This is a genomic window from Pseudomonas sp. GW821-FHT09E04 (assembly GCF_059416185.1).
In genome coordinates this window covers 128,424-146,388 of the sequence record NZ_JBWKOR010000009.1, presented here as the reverse complement: position 1 = coordinate 146,388, position 17,965 = coordinate 128,424, and the positions used below count along the sequence as shown (strand labels likewise).

Annotated in this window: 10 protein-coding genes; 5 read left to right on the top strand and 5 right to left on the bottom strand. The window is 63.1% G+C overall.

Features of this window, described 5'->3' with window-relative positions:
- The first annotated feature begins 13 nt into the window (after nucleotides 1–13).
- Complete coding sequence (locus AC07N4_RS27590; protein WP_493066542.1) at nucleotides 14–1,048, top strand: GlxA family transcriptional regulator; 1,035 nt, start codon at nucleotides 14–16, stop codon at nucleotides 1,046–1,048.
- Between the two features lies 1 nt (nucleotide 1,049).
- On the opposite strand, the gene AC07N4_RS27585 is transcribed toward AC07N4_RS27590, so the two are convergent.
- On the bottom strand, nucleotides 1,050–1,778 hold the full coding sequence (locus tag AC07N4_RS27585) for a class II aldolase and adducin N-terminal domain-containing protein (RefSeq protein ID WP_493066541.1): 729 nt from the start codon (nucleotides 1,776–1,778) through the stop codon (nucleotides 1,050–1,052).
- Nucleotides 1,779–2,155: 377 nt separating this feature from the next.
- Here AC07N4_RS27585 and AC07N4_RS27580 point away from each other — a divergent pair, with 377 nt between their 5' ends.
- A complete protein-coding gene (locus AC07N4_RS27580; protein ID WP_493066540.1) occupies nucleotides 2,156–6,034 on the top strand; it encodes an amino acid adenylation domain-containing protein in 3,879 nt (1,292 codons plus the stop codon).
- A 60-nt stretch (nucleotides 6,035–6,094) separates the two neighbouring features.
- On the opposite strand, the gene AC07N4_RS27575 is transcribed toward AC07N4_RS27580, so the two are convergent.
- The 3 genes from AC07N4_RS27575 to AC07N4_RS27565 all read right to left on the bottom strand — a co-directional run bounded on the left by AC07N4_RS27575 (nucleotide 6,095) and on the right by AC07N4_RS27565 (nucleotide 13,625).
- Nucleotides 6,095–10,564: a hemagglutinin repeat-containing protein gene (locus AC07N4_RS27575; RefSeq protein WP_493066539.1), complete on the bottom strand. Its 4,470-nt coding sequence runs from the start codon at nucleotides 10,562–10,564 to the stop codon at nucleotides 6,095–6,097.
- 94 nt (nucleotides 10,565–10,658) lie between these two features.
- Complete coding sequence (locus AC07N4_RS27570; protein WP_493066538.1) at nucleotides 10,659–12,386, bottom strand: ShlB/FhaC/HecB family hemolysin secretion/activation protein; 1,728 nt, start codon at nucleotides 12,384–12,386, stop codon at nucleotides 10,659–10,661.
- A gap of 105 nt (nucleotides 12,387–12,491) precedes the next feature.
- Nucleotides 12,492–13,625: an MFS transporter gene (locus tag AC07N4_RS27565; RefSeq protein WP_493066537.1), complete on the bottom strand. Its 1,134-nt coding sequence runs from the start codon at nucleotides 13,623–13,625 to the stop codon at nucleotides 12,492–12,494.
- Nucleotides 13,626–13,722: 97 nt separating this feature from the next.
- Between AC07N4_RS27565 and AC07N4_RS27560 the strand changes: the two genes are divergently transcribed.
- From AC07N4_RS27560 to AC07N4_RS27550, 3 genes are all read left to right on the top strand, one after another.
- Nucleotides 13,723–14,487: an AraC family transcriptional regulator gene (locus AC07N4_RS27560; protein ID WP_273539132.1), complete on the top strand. Its 765-nt coding sequence runs from the start codon at nucleotides 13,723–13,725 to the stop codon at nucleotides 14,485–14,487.
- Nucleotides 14,488–14,596: 109 nt separating this feature from the next.
- Complete coding sequence (locus AC07N4_RS27555; protein ID WP_493066536.1) at nucleotides 14,597–15,718, top strand: HlyD family secretion protein; 1,122 nt, start codon at nucleotides 14,597–14,599, stop codon at nucleotides 15,716–15,718.
- Nucleotides 15,715–17,307, top strand: coding sequence for a DHA2 family efflux MFS transporter permease subunit (locus tag AC07N4_RS27550; RefSeq protein ID WP_096822022.1), 1,593 nt, complete (start codon nucleotides 15,715–15,717; stop codon nucleotides 17,305–17,307). The genes AC07N4_RS27555 and AC07N4_RS27550 overlap by 4 nt, the downstream gene beginning before the upstream one ends.
- Before the next feature lie 4 nt (nucleotides 17,308–17,311).
- On the opposite strand, the gene AC07N4_RS27545 is transcribed toward AC07N4_RS27550, so the two are convergent.
- Complete coding sequence (locus AC07N4_RS27545; protein WP_096822023.1) at nucleotides 17,312–17,752, bottom strand: carboxymuconolactone decarboxylase family protein; 441 nt, start codon at nucleotides 17,750–17,752, stop codon at nucleotides 17,312–17,314.
- Between the last annotated feature and the right edge of the window lie 213 nt (nucleotides 17,753–17,965).

Here is a 17,965-nt window from a genome sequence, read left to right as displayed (position 1 = left end):
AGCCGAGATGGTGATGACCCGATCCGCTGAAGCTGTACTGCAAAACGGCGCACCGCTGCGAGTGGCGGTGCTGTTGTTGCCGGCGTTTTCCAACTTCGGGCTGGCGGCGGTGCTGGAACCGCTGGCCATCGCCAACTGGCTGAGCCAGCGCACGCTGTTCGAGTGGACGCTGTTGTCCTTGCAGCCCGGCCCGGTAACCGCCAGCAACGGTCTGGTGAGCATCGCCGAAGCTGGCTTGAACACTGAACAGGCCTTCGACGCCTGCGTGGTGCTGGCCAGTTTCGAGGTGCATCAACACAGCCGCAACCCGTCGCTCAAGAGCTGGTTGCGCAAGCAGGCGCTGTTCGGTTCGGTGTTGATCGGCGTGGAAACCGGCACCGAACTGCTGGCCGCTGCCGGCGTGCTCGACGGCTACGAGGCGGCGGTGCATTGGGACAACCTGCAGGGTTTTCAGGAGAGTTACCCCAAGGTCCGCGCCCGACCGCAGCTCTACACCCTCGAACGCCAGCGCCTGACCTGCGCGGGCGCCACCACCATTCTCGACATGCTGCTGGGCTGGATCGGCCAGCGCTTCGATGCGGACCTGGCCCGGGAAATCGGCCTGCACCTGTTGATGGGCCAGATGCGCGCCCCGGCGGACAATCAGCTCGACGGTGGCTTGGGTAACAGCGGGATGTACGGCAGCAAGATCCGCCGCGCTGTGCAGTTGATGGAAAAGGCTCTGGAGGAACCGCTGGACTGCGAAGCAATTGCCAGCGAAGTCGGCCTGTCGCGACGGCAACTGGAGCGCCAGTTCAAGCATCAGACCGGGCTCTCGCCGCTCAAGTACTACATCACCCTGCGCCTGGCCCGGGCGCACAACCTGCTGCAACAGACGCAGATGAGCGTGGCCCAGGTGGCGGCGTGCTCGGGGTTCGGTTCGCTAGAGCATTTTTCCCGCACTTACCGTGCGCGGTTTGGCTGCCCGCCAAGCGAAGATCGGCGCCAAGCGTGGAGCGCGCCGGTGATGCGCCAGCCGTTGAGCAAGGCGCACCTGCCGCAGGAGTGAGTCACTGCCGGTAAGCCGGCTCTTCCTCATCGAGGATGTTCATCAACGCCGCAAAATGCTTATCGGCAAACCCCGGATAATCCAGCCACTGCCGACACGTCTTGCGCGCCACTTCATCGCTGACCACCCGCAACTCACGCCCGGTGGCCAACGCGGTGATGTACACCTCGCAAGCCCGCTCGAAGTAATACAGATCATCGAACGCCTGAGCCACGCTCGGCGCCGCGACCAGCAATCCATGATTGCCCATCAGCAGGATCGGCTTGTCGCCGAGCAACCGACTCACCCGCTCCGCCTCTTCCCCAAGCCCCATGCCGTCAAAGCCGTCATCGATCGCCACCCGCTCGAAAAACCGCATGCTGTTCTGCTCGATCGGTGGCAGCCGCGAGTCCTTCAGACAGGCCAGCGTCGTCGCGTATTTGCTGTGGGTGTGGAGGATGCAGCGGGCCTGGGGCTGGTTGCGGTGCAAGGCGCTGTGCAAGGCCCAGGCGGTGATGTCCGGGGCGTCCGGGCGGTCGAGACTGGCCGGATCGTCGGCATCGAGCAGCAGCAGATCTCTGGCGCGAATCCGCGAGAAGTGTTTGCCGTAAGGGTTGATCAGAAACTCGCGGCCGTCCGGTGACGTCGCCACGCTGAAATGATTGGCGATGGACTCGTGCAGGTTCAGTCGCGCGGCCCAGCGCAGGGCGCAGGCCATCTGGATTCTCAGGGTCGGGATACTGTCGTTCATGGCTCGGGCGCTCCCGGCAGGCAGGGGTTTTCGTCCACTGTAGACGCCTGAAAAGCCCGTGCTTGACGGTAAGCGACAATGGCTGCCGTTTTTTGAAGACCTGGCAAAAGTCACAAATCAGTTAATTGACAGGGCTGTTTTATGCGCCTACGTTACCCCGCGAAGTGTTACCAAATGCTTCAACCTCACAACAAGAAACACCGCCAAGGATTGGCGTCATGCAACGGTTCCAGCCCCGCCTGACACACCTGGCGCACCCCTGAAAAACTGAAAACGGCGCTTGCCGTCGATTCCGGACCTGTCGCTTTCGCGCCAACCGGAATGGGCACGGTATTGCCTGCCGAAAACCCGACGCAACGGAAGAAAGGATGACTCTTATGCGTGACGTACACTCGTGCCCGCTTTCCACGGCACAGCAGGAAGTCTGCCTGGCCATCAGCCAGAACCACAGCAACCTCAACTACCATCTGTGCGATGTCATCGAACTGCGCGGCGAGCTGAACCTGACCTGGCTCGAAGCCGCCATCGGCGCGCAGTTCCGCCAAACCGACACCCTGCGCGCCACCTTCAGGACCGACCCGCAGACCGGCACCTTCGCCCAGTACATCCAGCCCATCGATACTCTGCCAGCCAAGGCCTTCGAGCATCTGGACGTCAGCGACCAGCCTGACCCCGAAGCCGCCGGGCGCCAGGTGCTCGACCACCTGTTGCAAACCGACATGGACCTGCAACACGGCCCGTTGATCCGTTACGTGCTGATCCGCCTCGCACCCCACCACCACCGCATGATTGAACTGGCCTCGCACCTGGTGGTGGACGGGTTCGGCCACGGGATTCTGTTCGGCAACATCACTGCCCACTACAACGCCCTCAGTCGCGGCGAAGGGGTCGAGCCGTTGACGCTGGCGCCGTTGTCGAGCGTATTCGAGGCGCAGGAGGAATATCGCCTCAGCGAGATGCACAACAAGGATCGCACCTACTGGCGCCAGTACTGCCTGAAGATGCCCGAACCGACCCAACTGGTGCCGGGCGATGCGCCGCTGATCCGGCTCAATCGCCTGCGCAAAGTGTTCGGCGGCAGAACCCTGCAACGCCTGCGCGCCGCCGCCAGCGAACACCAACTGCGGCTGTCGAGCATCCTGCTGGCACTGTGCGCGACTTACTTGCAGCGCATGACCGGGCAAGACGAACTGGCGCTCGGCATGCCAGTGGCGGCGCGTCAGCTCAAGGCCCTGCGCAATGTGCCGTCGATGGTCGCCAACATCCTGCCGCTGCACCTGTCGTTCAACGCCGAGAGCACGGTGCTGACGGTGGCGGCCAACCTTCAGCGGCAACTGCGCCATCACTTGTTGCACCAGAGCTACCGCAGCGAAAGCATGATCCGCGACCTGCACGCCGAGCGCGGCAACAAGCCGCTGTTCAACACCCTGCTGAACATCGTCGCCTACGATCAGGGGCCGGGGTTTGCCGGGTGCGAAACCACCCTGCAGAACGTCGCCAACGGGCCGGCGGATCACTTGGGCATCGACATCTTCGACCGTCACGCCGATGGCCGACTGGAGATCGGCTTCAATGCCAACGCCGACCTGTATTCCCCTGAAGCACTGGAGCTGCATTACCAACGCCTGACCGCGCTGTTCGAACGTTTCGCCACTGCGCCCGAAACCCTGGCGGCCGACTACGATCTGTTTCTGCCCGACGAACAGCAGCGTTTCTACTCGCACCCGCAAAGCGATGCGCCGTTGCCGGTCTTCGCCGAGGCCTTCGCCGAGTCCGTCCGCGAACATGCCCAGCGCCCGGCGCTGAGCCAGGGTGGGCGACACCTGAGCTATGCACGCCTCGATGACGAGGCCACCCGACTGGCCGCGCATTTGCGCGAACGCGGTGTGCAGGCCGGTGACTGCGTGGTGGTGATGTTCTCCCGCAGCCTCGAATGGGCGGTGGCCGCCGTGGCCCTGTTCAAACTCGGTGCCTGCTATGTACCGGTGGACCCGGACCTGCCCGAGGCACGGATCGAACACATCTTCAGCGATGCCGATCCGGCGGTGGTGATCGTCGCCCCCGGCAGTCAGCTCAAAGTCGAGATCGCCGCCGACAAACAGCTGTGGCTGAACACCGAGTTCCTGGCGCAACTGCCGCCAGCCAACGAGCCGTTGGCGCCGTTCGAAGCTGGGCTGCCGGGCTACCTGATCTACACCTCCGGCTCCACCGGCAAGCCCAAGGGCGTGGAAGTCACCCAGCGCAATCTGGTGCCGATCGCTCGCACCGCCATCGACGCCGCGCAGTTGCAGCCCGGCGCGCGGGTGCTGCAATTCATCGCCGCCGGTTTCGACATGTCGGTGCTGGAAATCATGATGACCCTGTTGGCCGGTGCCGAACTGGTGATCACCGACAAAGTCACCAGTGCTCCCGGCCGGGCCCTGGCGCAACTGGTCAAGCGTGAATCCATCGATTTGCTGGTGATGACACCGAGTCTGCTGGCCTGTCATCAAACCGAGGACTTCCCTCAGGACACCGTACTCATGCTTGGCGGCGAGCCGTGCACCCCGGCGCTGCTGGCGCGTTTCTCCCATTGCCGCCTGCTCAACGTTTACGGCCCGACGGAAACCTCCTTCGCCACCTCGATCAACGCCTGCTACGGCGCCGGTGATCTGTCCATCGGACCGGCCACCGCCAACACCCGCCTGTACGTGGTCGACAACCGCCAGCGCTTGTTGCCGCCGGGGGCCTGGGGCGATCTGTTCATTGGTGGGCCGGGCGTCGCGCGGGGCTATCGCAATCGTCCCGACCTCACGGCCAAGGGCTTTGTCGCCGACCTGCTCGACGCGCAAGACACCATGTACCGCGCGGGCGACCGGGTGTTTTTCGATCATGCCGGGCGCATTCACTACCTAGGCCGACAGGACAACCAGATCAAGCTGCGCGGTCTGCGCATCGAGCTGGACGAGATCAAGAACGTCCTGCTCGGTTGCGCCGGTGTCGATGACGCCACGGTCATGCTGCGTGAACTGGCCCACGGCCCGGCCATCGTCGGCTACGTGGCGAGCAAGGATGAAAGCCTCGACAGCCAGCAACTGAAACAGGCGCTCGGCCGACACCTGCCGCAACACATGGTGCCGAGCGTGATCATGCGCGTGGCCGAATTCCCGTTGACCCCCAACGGCAAACTGGCTGTCGATCGCCTGCCCGCGCCGACGCGGCAGGACGCAGCCGAACTGTCGCCTGCGCAGACCCTGGAAGAAGCCACGATGTGCAACCTGTTCGCCGAAGCCCTGGGTTGCAGCGAAGTGTTCGCCAACCAGAGTTTCTTCGACCTCGGCGGGCATTCGTTGCTCGGGTTGCAACTGGTCAGCCGGATCAAGGAACAGTTCGGCATCGCACTCGGCATCGCCGATTTCCTCGCAGGGCCGACCCCGCGACAACTGGCCCGACGCCTGCAACACAACACCGGTGCCAGCGATCCGTTCGATGCCGTGCTGGCGCTGCGCACCGAAGGCAAGCGGCCGCCGCTGTTCTGCATCCACCCCGGCGGCGGGATTGCCTGGCCCTACGCAGGACTGTTGCCGTACCTGCCCGAGGATCAACCGCTGTACGCGCTGCAATCGCCGATCCTGCGCGATCCGACGCGGGTGATCGAGTCGCTGGATGAACTGGCCGAGGAATACCTGCAACGCATCATCGAGCTGTATCCCGAGGGGCCGTATCAACTGGCCGGCTGGTCGGTGGGCGGCAACCTGGCGTTGCGCATGGCGGCGATGTTGCAGGCCCGGGGACGTGAGGTGAGCTTCCTGTGCATGTTCGACAGCTATCCGCTGCAGGGTGGCCCGGCGTCGCTGAAACTCGACGATGCGATGATCATCAGCCGTATGACCCGCGCCATCGTCGGCACGCCACGGGCCGGTCTCAAGGGTCTGAAAAGTGCGATGGAAGAAGTGCTCGGCAGCCGGCAGATCGGCGACGAGTTCCTGAGCCGTCTGGTCGACGATTCGAAGCGGATGCTGGAGTTGTTGGGCAGGACGCAGTACGAACAGTACCGGGGCGATATGTTGTTCATCCGTGCCACCGCAGACATCCTGCGTCAGGATGAACAGCAGCCGTCGCTGTGGTCGCCGTACATCAGCGGCGAGCTGATCCGGCATGACGTCGAAGCCCCCCACGAGTGCCTGTTGCAGCGTCAGTACCTGGAGCAATTCGGCAAACGCTTTGTGGAGGAACTGCTCAAGCGGCAGACCGTTCAAACGCTGACCGCGGTTTAACCGCTACAAAAAAAGGTGGGAGCCCGTTACCGGGCTCCCACCTTTTTTATTGCCGACGAATCAACCTCTTTCGTCGATCCCCGCTTGCAGGGACTGGCTGTCCAGGTGACCGCTCAAGGTCACCGGGCCGACTTTCAGGTTACCGTTTTCAAGGGAAACCTTCGGTGCGTTTTCTTCGGTTTTGTGCGGCAGATCCAACCCGGCTTTCACGCCGTAGTCGCGGTTGCTCAGGTCGCTGCTGCTGACCTTCGAACCACCCAGATCGACGTTGCCCCCGGTGGCGGAAATCCGCGCGCCGGTCAGTTGCGTAGCGCCGCCGACAGTGAGGTTCACACCCTGGCTGCCGCTGATACCGGAAGCCTGTTTCACGCTGTCCTTGTGCGCGTATTCGCCGTCGACTTTCAGCGTTGGCTTGTAGTCGGTGCCGGCCAGTTTGCCTTTGTCATCTGCGGGCGTCTTCTTGGCGGTCAGGCCCAGATCCACATCGACCTTGGCATGAGTGCTGGTGTCCTGACGGCTTTCGACCGTCAGATCACCGGCCACTTTGCCGCTGACATTGCGCGCATCGATCCGCGCACCGCTCAGGCTCGCATCGCCCGCGCTGTTCAGCACCACAGTGTCAGCCTTGATCTGACTGTTCTGCTGGGTGGTGCCTTGCAGGTAGTCCACGCCGACTTTGGCCCCGGCATTGAAGCCGTGATCGCTGCTGACTTTTTCATCGGCGGCGGTAGGCGTACTTTTGCTCAGATTGCCGCCGGCGTTCAGCGCAACGTTCCAGTTGTTGCGGTTGTCGCTGGACTGTGCGGACTCCTGAACGAAGCCGCCCTTCTGCGCGTCGATGTTGACGTTTGGCGCGCTGACCTGAGTGCCTTGCAGGCGCACCGAGTCGCCGCTCAGCGCAATGCCGTTCTGGCTGTTGAGCTGACCACCGGTGAGGGTCTGCGTGTTCTCGTTGACCCGACCGATGTTGAAGTTGCCGCTGAGGTTGCCGCCCTGATCACGGCTCTTCTCGCTGCTGGTTTTGCTGCCGCCCGCCTTCAGGCCACCGCCGAGATTGCTGCCGGTGGCGACGTGCGTGTCGGTGGCCGCTTGCAGGTCGAGCTTGCCGTCGGCCTTCAGGTCGATGTTGCCGACGCTGTCGATTTTCGTGCCTTGTTGAACCTGGTTGCCGCCGCTGCTCAATTGCACCGGGCCGTTGCCGCTGATACTGGCGACATGCGCCTGGCTGTCAGTGGTCTTGTTGCCTTTGTGATCGAGCTGGAACCCGGCGCCGAGATCGACATTGGTGCCGTCGGTGCCCGGCAAGGTGCCGACGGTCAGCGAGCCGTTGCCACGCAGGCTGGAGCTGTCGCTGCTCTGACGGTCGTTGGCCTGATTCAGGGCCAGATCACCGCCGGTCTTGACGCTGACACCGCCCTGGCCGCCGTCGAAACGGTTGCCTTCGAGCTGTGCGTCGCGGGCGACATTGATGTTCACGCCTTGATTGCCAGCGTAACCACCGACCACCGCCGTGGCGCTGTTCTTGCTCGACTGGCTGCTGCCGCCCGCGCCACTGCCGGCCACGTTCACGTCTTCACCGGTCTTGGTGTAGACGCGCACATCGACCTTGGCATCCACCGAATTTTCGGTGCTGCTGCGGATGTTGTTCGCGGCATCGGCCACCAGTTTGTCAGCGCTGATGTTCACTTTGCCGGCGCTGGCGTTGTACTGGGTGCCCTGGTCGTGCAGCGTGCCGCCGACCTTCACGTCCACGGTCTTGCCATCGAACTGGCTGACCACGGCGTTGCTGCTTTGCTCGGTTTTATCCGCGCTGGCATGACCGACCGCCACGTCGATACCGACGTTCGGCTGACCGAGATTGGCCAATGCGTCCTTGTCAGGCACTTTGCCGTCGAGCACGTCTTTCACCGCGCCGGCAATCGGCCGGGCGATGTCTTTGTACTCGACGTTGGCGCCGATGTCTGCCGACCAGTTGCTCTCCTTGTGGGTGCTGCTCTCGGTGTTGCTGGCAGCACGGTTGTCCACTTCGTTGGCGGCGACGTTCAGACCGTTGCCAGACTTGAGTTGCGCACCCTCGGTGACGAGTTTGTCAGCGTTGATGTTCAGGCTGCCGCTGCTCTGCACACCGGTAGTTTGCGCAGTGGTTTTGCCGGTGGTGTCTTGCGAAGTGCTGTGCGAGAAATCCACGCCGCTGCCCGCGCGGTCGAGGCCGCCGGTGTAGTAGAAACCGCCGCCGGTGCTGCGGGTCTCGGTCGAAGTATTGTGGCTGTCCTGCTCGGCCAGCAACGAAACGTTCTTGCCACTCAGGGTGGTGTCGCCGGCGGTGGATTTCACCTCAGCGCCCTTGAGCGTCACATCGCCGCCCGCCTTCACTTGCACAGTGCCGCCGCTGAGGCTGGAACCCTGCTGCGTGACGTCGTTGGCAGTGACGGTTTGCGCCTTGTCTTCGTAATGCACGCCGGCGCGATATTGCTCCGCCGTCTGCTCCTTGGCGTAAGCGTCAAAACCACGAGTCTGCGTGCTGTTGCTGCTGTCGTGGGTGTTCTGCGTCGAATGCACATTCACATCACCCGCCGCATCCGCCGTCAGCGAACCGCCGGCCTTGACCGTGGAGCCGGCGACTTCGATGTCCTTGGCGCTTTTGAGCTTGAGGTTGCTGTCCGACACCAGCTCGCTGCGCACCGTGGTGCTGTCCTTGCTGTTCTGCCGGGACTCGTCCTTGGTGATGCCGAAGAACTTGCTGTCCTTGTCGTGGTTGTTGCTGTGCGAGGTGTCCTGCACGCCGTCGATGGTCAGCGAACCGTTGTCGCTGATCACGCTGGCGTCCTGGCCGCCGCGCACCTGGCTACCGCTGATGCGCACGTCGTCTGCCTTGACCACCAGTTTGCCGGCCGCGTTGATCTTGCTGCCCTGATGCTGGGTCTGGCCCTTGTCGGCGTCGCCGGTCTTGCCGAAGAAACCGCCGCCGACCAGATCACCGGAATAGCGGTTGTCGCTGCTGCGGTTGGTGCGGGTCGCGGTGGTGATTTCAACTTGCTTGCCGGCCAGTTGCAGATCGCCGGCGCTGTTCAGTTCGGCGCCTTCGGAGCGCAACAGTGCGGCGGTTTGCAGGGCGATGTTGCCGCCTTTCAACTGGCTGGTGACGCTGCGCTGCTCTTCGCTGCTGCTGTCCCAATCGGCTTTCCACAGGTGCTTGCGGTGCTTGCCCTGATCGGTCTGGGTGTGGCTTTCAGTGGCGGCGGTCAAACGCAGGTCGCCGCCGCTTTGCACGCTGAGGTTGTTCTTCGCTTCGACCTTGGCGGCTTTCAGTTCGGTGTCTTTGCCGGACGACAGCTGCGCGTCGCGGCTGGCGACGATCTGGCTGCCGTGCTGGCGCGAATCGCTGTCAGTCTTGGTGCGCTCGTAGGTTTCCCAGGTGATGCCGATGGTGCTGTTGTTCCAGTTCTCACGCTGTTCCTGGAGCTTGCGGCTCTCGACGGTGGTCAAGGTCAGATTGCGCTTGGCATCGACCTTCACGTCACGACCGCTGACGTCGGTGGCGGCCAGCGTCAGGTCCTTGCCGCTGTGCAGGCCGACGTCGCCCTGGCTGCTGCGGATGCCGGCGCGGGTCACATCGAGGCTGTCCGGGATCGCCTGGCCGCTGACGCTCAAGTCGCCAGCCGAACGAATCTGTACGCCGTCACGCCCGGCGACTTGCACAGCCCCGACCTTCACGCCTGCACCTTCGGCGGTACTGACGATGTTGATGCGCCCGGCCTGCATCGCGCCGAACAGGCTGGCGTCGATCCGCTGATCGGTGGTGTTGCCCGCCGGGTCCACGGCTTTCACCTGGCCGCTGGCGTAGTCGATCTGATTGCGTCCGACAGTGAGGTTCAGTTGATCACGTGCAGTGATCGCACCCTGGCTGTCGATGCGCGGGGCGATCAGGTTGATCGAGCCTTCGCCATTGCGCAGCCCGCCGCCCTGAATCTGCAGCTGGCCGCTGGCATCGCGGGTGCTCAGGGCTTGCAGCTTGCCGTCGTTCAGCTCGGGACGGCCGACCACCAGATTGGCGTTCGGCGTGTTGATGAAACTGCCGCCGTTCACCGAAATGCCGTTCGGGTTGGCGAGCACGTAGTCGGCGGCGCGACCGAAGATTTCCTGGGCGCCGTTGATGGCCGACGGGTTGCGGCTGATCACTTCGTTGAGGATCACGCTCGCGGCCTGGCCCTGCAATTGCGGGTTGGCCGCCAGTTGCCCGGCGAGCTGCGATTGCCCGGCCTGCAAGGCGTTGTTCAGCACCAGTCCCTGACGGTCGACGTTGTAGTCGAGGAACTGGTTGTGCGACAGGCCCGAGCCGTTCGGCGCGACGATGTTGACGATCGGGACGCCGCCCTGGGTTTGCAGTTGCGCGGTGCCGCCGGGGCCGGGTGCGACCACCACACCGCCGGCCATGGCGCCCGGCAGATGAGCGACCAGGAACAGGCTGGCGATGGCCCAGCGCAGTTTGCCCCGTGGGGAAAGATGAAACGCAAAGGTATTCATTGGCATAAAAAACTCTCCATGTAGTGCGGCATCACGTTGCGCGTTGAGTAGAAGGCCACGGCTGTCGCGCTCAGGTCCGATGGCTGTTGTTCACTGACGTTCATATCTGTAATCCGACCCGCATCAGCCAGGTTTCAGGCTCGCTGTGCAGACCGGTCGGGGTGTTGAGGCTGCGTTGGTAATCGACATCCACTTGCAGGTTTTTCCAGCCCAGGTTGAGGCCGATGCTGGCGCCGCTCAGGCGTTGAACCGAGGCGCCGTGGTCGGCCTTGATCCAGCCGTGGTCGAGTCCGATTCGCGGGGTGAGCTGCACGGGAAAATCACTGCGCAGCGGCAGGCGCAAGGTATTGCGCCAAATCGCACCGCTGGCGCCGGACGCGCTGCTGACCCGATAACCGCGCACGGCGGAATCGTCGGTGCCGAGCAGTTGTTCGATCGCCGGCAACGGATCCGGGCTGTACTGCACGTTCAGTTGGCTCTGCCATTGCCAGGCTTGCGCGCCGAGCTGGCCGTTGCGCCACTGGCTGAGGCCGGCGCGGTACTTGCGAAACTGTGCTTTGGGCAGGTTCTTGACCTGATGATCGGCATCGTCGTCGGCACCCAGCCAGCGCAGGCCCTGGGCGTAGTTGAAATCCAGGTTCCACACCGCGCGATCGAGCCAGAACAGATTGAGCCCGGCCTCGGCCACGGTCAGGGTCGGGCTCTGGATGCCGAGGCGAACGTTTTCCAGGTAGCTGTCGACGTCCTTGTGCGCCAGTTGCAGGTTGGCGCTGAGCTGATGGCTCTGGTCGCGCCACAACACGCGGTCGGCGCGCAGGCTGAGCTGATCGGTGATGCCGGTGCTGTGCAGGGTCGCCGCGCTGAGTTTGAACGGCGCGCGATATTCGGCGTGGCTGGCAAAGGTGCTGAACGTCCAATAACCGTAGGGGATCGCGTAATAGAGGCTGGCGTTGCGGCTGTAGCGGTCGCCCTGATTGAGCGTGTCGCTGGCACTGAGGCTCAACAGGTCGTTGAGTTCGAGCGGACTGTCGAGCGTCAGGCTGAGCGTGTCGCGATCACGGCCGGTGCTGGCGCTGCCGAGGTTGTCGAAACCGGCCCCGAGTGCCCAGCGCGACTGCCCCGAGGTCCGCGAACGCAAGATGATTTTTGACGCGCCGGGCTGGCTGCCGGGAGCAATGTCGGCGGTCAGATCGAGCGAGCGCAGACGATTCAACTGATCCAGCCCCTGCTCCAGATCCCGCAGGTTCAGCGGCTTGCCGAGCATGCCCGGGAATGCACCGCCGAGGGACACCGGCAGGCTCTGGTCGGCCAGTTCGATGGATTCGATGTAGCCTTCGTCGATCAGGATATCCAGCGACTGCCCCGCCGCCGGCGCACTGCTCAGGTACGGACGGCTGGCGATGTAGCCCTTCTCCACGTAGAGCGCGGTGATGGTCGCCAGCAAATGGTTGATCTGGCCGACACCCATGCACGGTGCCAGCAGCGGTTTGATCCGGGCGTTGAGCTTGTCCTTATCGATCAGCGTGACGCCGCCGATGCGCGTGCCGCTCAGGGGCCAGCAGCGTTCGTCGGGTTTGATCGTTTCAGCAATGGCCGGGGTGGCAGGCGCCGGGCCGAACGCACCGCGCTCCAGTTGCCGCTTGCGCTGTTCGAGTTGCAGTTGTTGCAGATCACGCTGTTGCAGTTGTTGCTGGCGCAGCACTTCCTGGCCCGGGGCTGGAGCTTCGGCGGCGAGAACGCTGGGCGCACACACACTCAACAACAAGGCCGACAACAGCGGGCGAGGCAGGAAACTACAACGGGTAACAGCGCGAATCGAATACGGCACTCAACATCCTTGCAATCAAATGGCTTAATGCCATCCCATCAATTGCAGTGATAGTCAGAGCCTTCCCACACAATTGCAAGACGCTTCCTACATTGCTTACATTTCTTAAACAAATGCCTTTTTCGCGCGAATCGCCAGCGATAACGCGAGCAAGTTGCAGATCATCAGGGTTTCCCCGAGGGCCTGAGACCACGCTGCCAACATCAATCCCGCACCGATCAGCAGGTAATAAAACAGCCCCAGCAATGCACCGGCGGTGCCCAAACGATCGGTGTAATTGCTCAGTGCTGCGCCCAGAATGTTCGGGATCGCCATGCCGAACGCCAGTACCACCAGCAGCATCGGCAGCACGAACCAGACATGCGTCTGCAACAGCCACACGCCGATGCCACCGAGTAAACCAGTGAGGGCCGCAAGGCGAATCAACTGCAGCGGCCTGCAACCGATGTGCAGCAAGCGTTTGTTGAGCCATGCTCCAAACCCTGAGGCCAATGCGAGCATCACGCCGCTGTAGCCGAACCACTCGCCGCTCAAGCCGAGACGTTCGAACTGAAAAGGCCCGAGGCTGTAATAGCTGAACAACGCGACGTTGAACGATGCGATCCACAGTGTCGAACGCCAGATACCGGGATCGCGCAACATGTCGCCCATGGTTGCGAACAGGCCAACGGAGGTCAGTTGTGGTGGACGGGTTTCCGGCAAGGCGTGCCAACTCCAAATCCACAAGGCCGATGCCAGCAATAGCAGCGCACCGAGCACGCCGCGATAACCAAAGCCCTGAACCAGGCTCGCGCCGCTGAACAGACCGATGGCCGGGCTGGCCGCCAGCGCCATGCCCACCAGAGAAAACACCTGGGCCAGTTCGCTCCCGCGATAGCGGTCACGCAACAGCGTCTGGGTCACCACCGAGCCGACGGCGGCGCCAAATGCCGCCAGCGCCTGGGCCATCAACAGACCGTTGAAACTGCGCACGCTCAAGCCGAGTACGCAGGCAACCGCATAAATCGCCAGACCGGCGAGCATCGAGGGCCGCCGGCCAATCCGGTCGCACACCCGGCCCCACGTCACTACACCAAACGCGAAAGCCAGGAAGTACACCGACAGGGTTTGCGCCGCCGCTTGCGGGCCAACATCAAATGCACGGCCGATATCCCCCAGCGCCGGGCTGAACAGGGTCTGGGCGATCTGCGGAAACATCAGCAGCGCAATCGCCAACATCAACAACTTTCCAGGGTTCATCACGATGACTCCTCAACAAAAACGCCGAGGAGTTTAAAAAGTCGCGACTGACGTATTATCCAAATCCTGACAATTTATCGTTGAAATCGGACAACCCATGGCCTGGCTCGAAGCCCACGACCGTTTTGACCCGGATCGCTTCCCGGCGCCGGTAATCGGCATCGCCTCTACCCTCGGCGATCACGACTCCGGCCTGCATCGGCATCAGCGCGGGCAACTGCTCTACACCCGACAGGGCTGCACGCGCATCACGCTGGCGCAGCAGCTGTGTCTGCTGCCGCCGTCGCGGGCGGCGTGGATTCCCGGTGGCGTCACGCATCGGGCGGTGATGCAGCAAAGCGTCGACTATCGCTCCATCTACCTGACGCCCGAGTTGTGTCGCGAGCTGCCGCAACAGGTCTGCGTGATCGAGGTCAGCCCGCTGCTGCGCGCCGTGCTGGAACCGATGGCGATTGCCGATTTCGCCACCGATTGGCAGCAGGGCAAATTCGTCCATCTGCTGGGGCTGTGCCTGAGTGAAATCCGTGACGCGGCGCAGCAGCCGATGCTTTTGCCATTGCCGCAAGACAAACGCCTGGCGCCTCTGCTTGCACGCCCCGAACAACTGCCACCGGAGCTGCAAGTGCTGGAGCAACAGATCGGCGCCAGCAGCCGCACCATCGGCCGGATCTTCCAGAAGGAAACCGGCATGAGCTATCAACAATGGCGCCAGCAATGGCGATTGATGCGCGCCATGGAATTGCTCGCTACCGGCCGTAACCTCGGCTATTGCGCGTTTGAACTGGGTTTCGCCAGCGACAGCGCATTCATTGCGTTCTTCAAGACCATGACCGGCACGACGCCCGGCACCTGGCTGCGATAAGCAAACGACGACCGGCAGCAAAAATCATTTGCCACAAAATATTACCTGCGTCATATTACAGCCGTAATAACAACCCGTTTTTGCCGGTATCAGCCGCAGGTATTACGCCATGACCAGCATGCCCACCGTTGAACCCGATCTCGCCGTTCCGGTCAGCGCTTCCAAACCTCCCCTGCTCAAACGCCTGCTGTTGCCCACTGCGGGTCTGGCCGCGCTGGTGTTCGCCGGGTTGTACGCCGCGCATTGGTGGGGTGCCGGTCGATTTCTCGAAGAGACCGACGATGCCTACATTGGCGGTGACGTCACGGTGATCGGGCCGAAAGTCGCCGGTTACATCGAGGAAGTGTTGGTCAGCGACAACCAGCCGGTGAAGGCCGGCGACGTGCTGATCCGCCTCGACGCCCGCGACTATCGCGCCAATCTGGCCAAGGCCGAAGGCGCCGTCGCCGCTGAAGAAGCGCTGCTGGCCAACCTCGACGCCACCGAACAACTGCAACAAGCGGTGATCGGTCAGGCCCGCGCCGGCATCGATGCTGCCGGTGCCGAAACCGCCCGTTCCCGGGACGACAACGCACGCTACAAACGCCTGGTGACCACCAATGCAGTCTCGGTGGAAAGTGCGCAACGGGCCGACGCCACCTTCAAGACCGCGCAAGCCTTGAGCGCCAAGGCCCAGGCCGAACTGCTGGCTGCGCAACGCCAACTCACCGTGATCGAAACCCAGAAACAACAGGCCCGCGCCGCCCTCCAGCAAGCCCGGGCCGAGCGTGATCTGGCGCAACTCAACCTCGGCTACACCGAACTGCGCGCCCCGGTCGACGGCGTGATCGGCAACCGCCGCGCACGGGTCGGCGCCTACGCTCAGGCCGGTTCGCAACAATTGTCGGTGGTGCCGGCCAGCGGTCTGTGGGTCGATGCCAACTTCAAGGAAGACCAACTGGCGCGGATGAAACCCGGCCAGCGCGTGAGCATCCGCGCCGACGTGTTGTCCGGTCAGGAATTCCACGGCCGCCTCGACAGCCTCGCCCCCGCCACCGGTTCGCAGTTCAGCGTGCTGCCGCCGGAAAACGCCACGGGCAACTTCACCAAGATCGTCCAGCGTGTGCCGGTACGGATCCTGCTCGACCCCGCCGACGGCGTGCTCGGTCACCTGCGTCCGGGCCTGTCGGTGACGGCTGAAGTCGACACCCGTGGCCAGCCTGAAACCACCGCCGTGGCCAGCGCGCCATGAGCCGCGCCCTCGCCGTCCCTGCGCAGCCGTTCAATGCCGCCGAGATGGCGACGGCAACCAAAGTGTTCGCCTTCGCCACGATGTGCATCGGCATGTTCATCGCGTTGCTGGACATTCAGATCGTCTCGGCCTCGCTGCGGGATATCGGCGGCGGGTTGTCCGCCGGCACCGATGAAACGGCGTGGGTGCAGACCAGTTACCTGATCGCCGAGATCATCGTGATCCCGCTGTCGGGTTGGCTGTCGCGGGTGTTCTCGACCCGCTGGCTGTTCTGCGCCTCGGCCGTCGGTTTTACCCTCGCCAGCCTGTTGTGCGGCGCGGCCTGGAACATCCAGAGCATGATCGCCTTTCGGGCGCTGCAAGGGTTTCTCGGCGGCTCGATGATTCCGTTGGTGTTCACCACGGCGTTCTTTTTCTTCACCGGCAAACAACGGGTGATCGCCGCTGCGACCATCGGTGCAGTGGCCTCGCTGGCGCCGACATTGGGCCCGGTGATTGGTGGCTGGATCACCGACATCTCGTCCTGGCACTGGCTGTTCTACATCAACCTCGTGCCGGGGATTTTCGTCGCCGTGGCGGTGCCGATGCTGGTCAAGATCGATCAGCCGGAACTGTCGCTGCTCAAGGGCGCGGACTATCTGAGCATGGTGTTTCTCGCACTGTTTCTCGGCTGCCTGGAATACACCCTCGAAGAAGGCCCGCGCTGGAACTGGTTCAGCGACCAGACCATCCTGACCACCGCGTGGATCAGCGCCCTGGCCGGCGTGGCGTTCGTTGGCCGCACGCTGCACGTGGCCAATCCGATCGTCGACCTGCGCGCGCTCAAGGATCGCAACTTCGCCCTCGGCTGCTTCTTTTCCTTCGTCACCGGGATCGGCCTGTTCGCGACGATTTACCTGACGCCGCTGTTTCTCGGCCGGGTGCGTGGCTACGGTGCGCTGGACATTGGTCTGGCGGTTTTTTCCACCGGGGTGTTCCAGATCATGGCGATTCCGCTGTACGCCTTTCTGGCCAATCGCATCGATCTGCGCTGGATCATGATGGCGGGCCTGGCGTTGTTTGCGTTGTCGATGTGGGAATTCAGCCCGATCACCCACGATTGGGGTGCCGGGCAATTGATGCTGCCGCAAGCCCTGCGCGGGATTGCCCAGCAACTGGCGGTGCCGCCGGCCGTGACGCTGACGCTTGGCGGGCTGGCCCCGGCGCGTTTGAAACACGCCTCGGGCCTGTTCAACCTGATGCGCAACCTGGGCGGTGCGATCGGGATTGCGGCGTGCGCGACCATTCTCAACGACCGCACCAACCTGCACTTCACGCGGTTGGCGGAGCATCTGAACAGCAGCAACGAAGCGTTGAATCAGTGGCTGGCCCAGGTCGGCGGCAACTTCGCCGCACTGGGTCAGAGCGGTGACGTCGGCATCACCGCCGGCCTGCATCAGCTATGGCTGCTGACCTACCGCGAGGCGCAGACCCAAACCTATGGCGACACGTTCCTGATGATCATGGTGTGCTTCGTGATCGCCACGGCGATGGTGCCCTTGATGCGCAAGGTACAACCACCGGCCGCGCCGAGTGCCGATGCACATTGACCGATCAGGCTTGTGGGGTTTTGCGAAAGCCCACGGCCAGACGGTTCCAGCTGTTGATGGTGCTGATCGCCACGGTCAGGTCGACCATTTCTTTCGGCGAAAACTGGGCAGCGACCGCTTCGTAATCTTCGTCCGGGGCGTGGGTCAGGCTCAGCTGGGTCAGGGATTCGGTCCACAACAGCGCGGCGCGTTCACGGTCGGTGAAGAACGGGGCTTCGCGCCAGGCCGTCACGGCAAACAATCGACGTGGGGTTTCGCCGCCCTTGATCGCGTCAGTGGTGTGCATGTCGATGCAGAACGCACAGCCGTTGATTTGCGAGGCGCGCAGCTTGACCAGTTCGATCAGGGTCTTTTCCAGCGGCAGTTTCGAGACGGCGGTTTCCAGGGCGATCATCGCTTTCAGGGCGTCTGGGGAAGCGGTGTAGAAATCGGCACGAGGTTTCATGGTGGTTCTCCGGGGCGAGTGAATGTGTGGCTACGTTAGTCCCGGGGGTGGGTCAGGCAAATAGCCAATCTCCCGGAAGACGAGTAGGCCACTTGGTTGGCGTCAGAAAAGAAAGTGTCGGGGGGCAATTGCCAGCGCTCGTTCCGTGCCACTAGAATGCGATCAATTCTTAATTGCACACTTTTCGCACTCTCGATTGCACCTCTACATTGC